The sequence below is a fragment of the Acidovorax sp. HMWF029 genome, from assembly GCF_003060895.1.
Lineage (GTDB): Bacteria > Pseudomonadota > Gammaproteobacteria > Burkholderiales > Burkholderiaceae_C > Acidovorax.
Genome location: NZ_QAIH01000214.1, coordinates 48,671 through 54,765 on the forward strand (window position 1 = coordinate 48,671; position 6,095 = coordinate 54,765).

The following is a 6,095-nucleotide window of genomic DNA, read 5'->3' on the forward strand; positions in this document are numbered from 1 at the left end:
GTCGAGGTAGCCGCCACAACAGTCCGCATACGACAACGCCGCCCCCTTGGCGCTTTTGCCGGGCTTGGCCTGGGTACGACCGCAGGGGCAGGGTTCGGGAGGGATCAAAGACACAGGGGCATGCCTTTCATACGGACAAGGGTCATCTCAGCGTTCCGAACACCTTGCGGACGATGGCGCTGCCTGCACCGGCGGGGTTCTGGCGGATGCGGCGCTCTTCCTCGCCAATCATGAAGTACAGGCCGTCCAGCGTCTTGCCGGTCACGTACTGCGCCAGGTTCGCCTCTTCGGGCTTGAGCAGGCCAAAGCTGGCGGCCTTGCCTGCAAAGGCGTTGTACTTCTGGGTGAGCCCCACCTTTTCCGTGGCCTCGTTCACCACGGGCAAAAAGCGCTGACCCAGCGGTGCGCGGGTCTTGTCGGCGAAAAAGGTGGTGACCGAGGTGTCGCCCCCGGTGAGGATATTCTTGGCATCGGTCACCGTCATGCTCTGCACGGCGCCCACCAGCAGGTCCCGGCCCATGGGCACGGCGGCTTCTGCCGCGCGGTTGATGGAGACCACCAGCTCGTCAATGCGTTTGCCCTGACCCAGGGACTTCATCACCTTGGCGGCATCCTCCAGGTAGCCCGGCAGGCCAATGCGCACCTTGGGGTTGCCCAGAAAGCCATCGTTGCGCCCCAGCAGGGCCACGGCCGCCTGCGCGCCCTGCGACAGCGCCGCCTTGAGCCCGCTGGATGCGTCGGCGCTGGAGAGGTCGCCCAGCGACAGGGCCCAGGCCTGCTGCCAGGTGGCGCCCAGCAGGGCGCCCAGGGCGCTGGTTTGAAGGAGGTGGCGGCGTTGCATGGAACGGTGTCTTTCTCGGGAAGGGGGAGCTGCCTGCGCGGCAGATGACTGCGGCGGATTTTCGCTCAGCCCCGTAGACTGGCGAGCGAAACAAGCCAACCCTGCAACAAAGGAGCCCTGCAATGTGGGATATGAATGTGCCGTGGTGGGGATTCGTGCTGCGCGGCGTGGTGGTCTATGTGTTTCTGCTGGTGTTCCTGCGCCTCACGGGCAAGCGCCAGACCGGGCAGTACGCGCCGTTTGACCTGGTGCTGCTGCTGCTCCTGTCGAACGCTGTGCAGAACTCGATGACTGCGGGCGACAACTCGCTGGTGGGCGGGCTGATCTCTGCCGCCACGCTCATCGGATGCCATGTGGTGCTGGCGCAGCTGACCTTTCGCTTTGCGTGGATGGAGCGGCTGATCGACGGCAAGCCGCAAGTGCTTGTTCAGCAAGGCCAGGTGAACGCCGACCTCATGCGCCAGGAGCTGTTATCGAAAGACGACCTCGAAGCCGCCCTTCGCGCCAGCGGCTGCCTGCATCTGCACGAGGTGGAGCGGGCGACGATCGAGACCAACGGGCAGATCACGGTGGTGCTGCGGCGGCGGGGCGGCGGCTGATACCGGCCCCACCACAGCTTTCGTTCGCGCGAAACCCCTCTTCGGTCGGGTTGCTGCCGCAGCGGGCAGCGCAAAAGATCAAGGCCTTTTGTTCTGGCGTTTTACGCCACCACCCGATCGGCCTATGACTTCCACCCTTGCCAGCGAAACCGCATCCGCCTCCCACCACGCCTACGCCCCCGCCCAGCCAGCAGCGTGTTTTCCACGCCTGTCGGCACTGGGACTTGCCTTGATGGCCGCAGTGCTGTTGTCGGGGTGTGAAACCACCAACATGCGCATGGGCAGCGCCGATGCCAAGACCGTGGCCACCGGCAGCGCGGCGGGCGCCGCCACCGATGCCGCCAGCAGCGAACTGGAGCGCTGCGAATCCGCCCTGGGCACGGTATCACTCATCGAGAACCAGCAGGCGGGGTGGTACACCATCCTGCGCGACCAGTACCGCCTGCCCCCCACCGCCAATCTGTTGCGCCTGCTGGTGCAGCAGTCCAACTGCTTTGTGGTGGTAGAGCGAGGCGCCGCTGGCATGAACGCCATGACCCGCGAGCGCTCGCTCATGCAGTCCGGCGAAATGCGCCAGGGCAGCAACTTTGGCCAAGGGCAGATGGTGGCGTCGGACTACGGACTCTCTCCGGAAATCATCTTCCAGAACCACAACGCGGGCGGCGCATCGGCCTCGCTGGGCGGCCTGGTCGGTGGGCGCGCGGGTGGGCTGCTGGCGGCCATCGGCGGCAGCCTGAACACCAAGGAAGCCAGCGCTCTGCTCACCCTCATCGACAACCGCTCGGGCGTGCAGGTGGCAGCCTCGGAGGGCAGCGCGGCCAAGACAGACTTTGGCGCCATGGGCCAGTTGATGGGGGGTTCGGGCGGCGCACGCCTGGGGGGCTACTCCAACACCGCCGAGGGCAAGGTGATTGCCGCCGCCTTCATGGACGCGTTCAACCAGATGGTGCGATCGCTGCGTAACTACCGCGCCCAGACAGTGAAAGGCCAGGGCCTGGGTGGTGGCGGGCGACTGGGGGTGGACGGTGCCGCACCCCCGTCACAGACCTCCGCCACCCGCGCGTCATCAGCCAACAGTTCTGCGAGCGCCGGGCTTTCGCTGCGCGATGCGCAGGCGCGCCTGAATGAGTTGGGCTACAACGCGGGCTCACCCGATGGCGCCATGGGCGGCAAGACCACCGCTGCACTGCGCGCCTTCCAGAAGGACCGCGGCATTGCGCAGTCGGGCCGACTGGACAGTGCTACGGCGCTGGAGCTTGCGAAGTAGGCACCACGGACGGGCGCTTCAGGTGCCCACCAAAAAAAGGCCGCCATCGCTTGGTGCGATGGCGGCCTTCGGGTGCGTGGCGATGCCGACGGCACGCCGCTGCCGTCAGTTCTGCGTGTAGCAGATCTTGTTGGGAATGAGGGTGTTCATGTAGCTCTCGACGCTGGCCATCGTCGGGAACACCGTGGGTGTCGAGTCCCCCAGCAGGCACAGGTAAGGCCCTTTGCGCGCCCACACGGTGCGCGAGGTCAGCCCTGTCACCTGGGCCCAGCTGCCCCAGAAGGCTGCGGCGGAGGCGGTCGCCTCGGTGCGGTCAAAGGTGAAGCTGCCGCCCGCCCCGGGCTGCGCGGCCGTCACCGTGCCAGTCCCTGAACAACTCGCATCGGCATAAGTCACACCGCCCAAGGTGACCGTCGCACGGGTGTCGCCCTGGCGAGAGATGCGCCACAACAATCTGGTCCACCGGCCAGGCCCCGAGGGCGAGCACTGCTCTTGCTTCCAGTCGCCTTCGGGCAGGGCGGCTGTCGCGGTAGCGCAGCGCACATCCACCGTGGTCACATGGGCCGAGCCCACGGTGCCCGTGCCGTTGGCCACGGTGCAACTCTGCCCGCCGGGCTGGGCCTTCACCGTGACGGCGTAGGCGGCGCCACCGGCCAGCGCCGTGGCAAAGCTGAAGCCGCCGTTGGCCGCCACACCCAGGTCGTCGCGCCCATTGTTCTGCAACACCAGCCCGCTGCCGGTGAGGCCCGTGACGGCGCCGCCCACGGTGAAGGTGGCAGCAGGCAGGTTCTCGCAACGCACCTGCACATTGCTCACATCCGCCGTGGCGGTGCCCGTGCCCTGGGCCACGGTGCAGCGCTGGCCTGCGGGTTGCGCCTTGATGGTGACAGCGTAGGCCACGCCCCGGTCCATGCTGGTGCCGAACACGAAGCTGCCGTTGGCGCTGACCGTGAGGTCATCGGTTCCAAGATTCTGCAGGGTCACGGTCTTGCCCGCCCCGAGGCCTTCCACAGCACCGCCCACCTTGAATACCCCCACGGCCGGGGGGGGCAGGCTGCCGTTGTTGCCATCGTCGCCACCGCCACATGCAGCCAGCAGTGCGGCGGCCAAGCCAAGGGGAGCCCAGCGGAATGTGGACGGTGCGGGGGGCCAGATGCGCGGCGCGCGGGTTGAAGCCATGTGCGGAAACCTCCAGGATGGTGAATGGAGGGCGGATTCTGCGCAGCGCAACACGCTGGGCGGAACCCTACCAGGGTAGGGTTTGCGCGCCACCCTGCCTGAGCGACACTTGGCAGAATTTGCCCCTGTTGCAGCCCTGCTCCCCCCCGCCGACTTGGCCATGTCACCGTCACCCTATGCACTCGTCCTGGACGACCACCCGCTGGTAGCACGCGGCGTGGCCGAGTTCCTGCGCTCGCGCCTGCCCCTGATGGAGGTGGCCGTGGCAGGACGCACTGAGGACGTGCTGCCCCTGGTGGCCGAACGTGGTGCACCCGCCATTGCACTTATCGACTTCTGGCTGGCCGAAGGGGCGGCGCTGGGGTTGATTGCCGAACTACGCCAGCATTGCCCAGGCAGCGCACTGGCGGTAATCAGCGGCGACGACGACCCCAACGTAATGGAGCGGGTGCGCCAGGCAGGTGCCCATGGCTTCATCCACAAGCAAGCCCCGCCCGAAACCTTTGCCCGGGCTGTGGAGGCGCTGCTGTGTGGCCTGGCCTGGTTTGAGTCGCCCAGCAGCGGCAACCAGCCTCTGCGCAACCGCGATCTGCCCGTCACACCGGCAGAACTGGGCCTGTCCATGCGCCAGGGTGAAATTCTGGAACTGGTGCTGCAGGGGCTGCCCAACAAGCGTATTGCGCTGCAGTACAACCTGTCGGAGAGCACGGTCAAGGAGCACATGAGTTCCATCCTGATGCGCCTGGGCGCCCGTACGCGGGTGGAGGCGATCACGCGGCTGCGCGGGCGGCGGCTGGTGCTGCGCCCCCCCGAAACGGCATAGGCCGACCCCGTTCAATGGTGTCATCGCGCGACCTGGACAGCCTGCCTCCCAAAACCCCAATACGCGCCGTCAGCGCGGAGGGACAAGTCCGTTTGATGGAGATCACCTTCAAACGGCTGCATGCCAGCATCCTGGCGGGACCGTTCGTTGGGCTGTTGTTTGTGGTGGTCTACCAGAGGTTTCACGACGCACAATGGCTCTGGGCATGGCTGGCCTGCTACTGTGCATTTGCCGCGATCACGTACAGGATGCGCCAGACGTACCAAGCGCAGCGGAGGGAAGCCAATGCAAATACTCTGTTGGCGCGTTGGAGGCGGCGGCTGGAACTCATTGCGCTGACTCACGGCGCCGGAGTCACTGCACCGATGGCCCTGGCCGCTGGCAATGCCAACTATGAACTCGCCCTGCTGATGGTTGCTCAAAGTGGCGGAATCATCGCCGCCAATGCGGCCATGCAAACGCCCATGCTGAGCGTATTCCACCGCTTTTTCGCCAGCGGCTGGTGCACCTCCCTGTTACTGCACCCCTGGCTTCTGCCCAAGCACTGGACCTACAGCATCCCCATTGCACTGATTTACACAGTCATCATCTACCGCCAGGCACGCATCGCACATCACTTCTTCGTGCATCAGGTATGGCTTGAGGAACAAGGCCAACACTTGTCCGCCCAGTACCGTGAAGCACGCGATGCCGCCGAGGTCGCGCTGGCTGAGAAAAATCGCTTTTTGAGCACCGCCGCGCACGACCTGCGCCAGCCCGTGCATGCCATGGGCCTGCTCACCGAAGCAATTGCCGTTCGCAACCAGGACGCTGCGTTGGTAGCACCGCTGTCTGACCTTCGGCTGAGCCTGCAGTCGGTGCAGCTGATGTTCAACTCGCTGCTCGACCTGTCCAAGATCGAATCCGGCCAGGTAGCAGTGCGGCCCGAGCCGCTGATGCTTCGCCCATTGTTCAACGAGCTTGAGATCCAATTCCTGGCCGAGGCCCGTTCTCGCGGGCTGCGCCTGCGGCTGCACATGCCACCACCGAGCGCAGCCGTGCTGGCCGATGCCGCGCTGCTGCGCCAGTCGCTGTCCAACCTGGTGCACAACGCGCTGCGCTACACCCCGAAGGGCGGCGTGCTCATCGGGGCGCGGCGGCGACAAGGCCACTGGCGCATCGAGGTGTGGGACACAGGCTTAGGCGTGGCCCTGGAAGACCGCACCCGCATCTACCAGCCCTTCTACCGCCCTCAGCACGCCTGGCACATCAACCGCGAGGGCCACGGACTCGGGCTGGCCGTGGTGGCACGCTGCGTGGACCTGATGGGCGCGCAGCATGGCCTGCAGTCGCGCCTGGGCGCAGGCTCCTGCTTCTGGCTGCAACTGTCGGCAGCCGCCCCAGCAC

At 66.3% G+C, this 6,095-nt stretch carries 6 protein-coding genes; 4 read left to right on the forward strand and 2 right to left on the reverse strand.

Going from position 1 to position 6,095, the window contains the following annotated elements; all coding sequences use genetic code 11:
- Positions 1-142: 142 nt before the first annotated feature.
- Positions 143-841, reverse strand: a complete 699-nt coding sequence (locus DBR12_RS15060) for a DUF4197 domain-containing protein (RefSeq protein WP_108618006.1) — start codon at positions 839-841, stop codon at positions 143-145.
- 122 nt (positions 842-963) lie between these two features.
- Between DBR12_RS15060 and DBR12_RS15065 the strand changes: the two genes are divergently transcribed.
- Positions 964-1,440, forward strand: a complete 477-nt coding sequence (locus DBR12_RS15065; RefSeq protein ID WP_108618007.1) for a DUF421 domain-containing protein — start codon at positions 964-966, stop codon at positions 1,438-1,440.
- A 232-nt stretch (positions 1,441-1,672) separates the two neighbouring features.
- Positions 1,673-2,707 carry a peptidoglycan-binding domain-containing protein gene (locus DBR12_RS15070; protein WP_108618011.1) on the forward strand — a complete coding sequence of 345 codons (1,035 nt, stop codon included), beginning with the start codon at positions 1,673-1,675 and terminating at the stop codon, positions 2,705-2,707.
- Between the two features lie 105 nt (positions 2,708-2,812).
- Here the strand turns inward: DBR12_RS15070 and DBR12_RS15075 are convergent, their stop codons facing one another.
- A complete protein-coding gene (locus DBR12_RS15075) occupies positions 2,813-3,886 on the reverse strand; it encodes a hypothetical protein (protein WP_108618008.1) in 1,074 nt (357 codons plus the stop codon).
- A gap of 160 nt (positions 3,887-4,046) precedes the next feature.
- On the opposite strand from DBR12_RS15075, the gene DBR12_RS15080 reads away from it, so the two are divergent.
- Together DBR12_RS15080 and DBR12_RS15085 are read left to right on the forward strand one after the other, a co-directional pair.
- Positions 4,047-4,709, forward strand: a complete 663-nt coding sequence (locus DBR12_RS15080; RefSeq protein WP_108618012.1) for a response regulator transcription factor — start codon at positions 4,047-4,049, stop codon at positions 4,707-4,709.
- Between the two features lie 365 nt (positions 4,710-5,074).
- Positions 5,075-6,095: HAMP domain-containing sensor histidine kinase (locus DBR12_RS15085; RefSeq protein WP_199226698.1), on the forward strand; the 1,021-nt coding region annotated here is incomplete at its 3' end.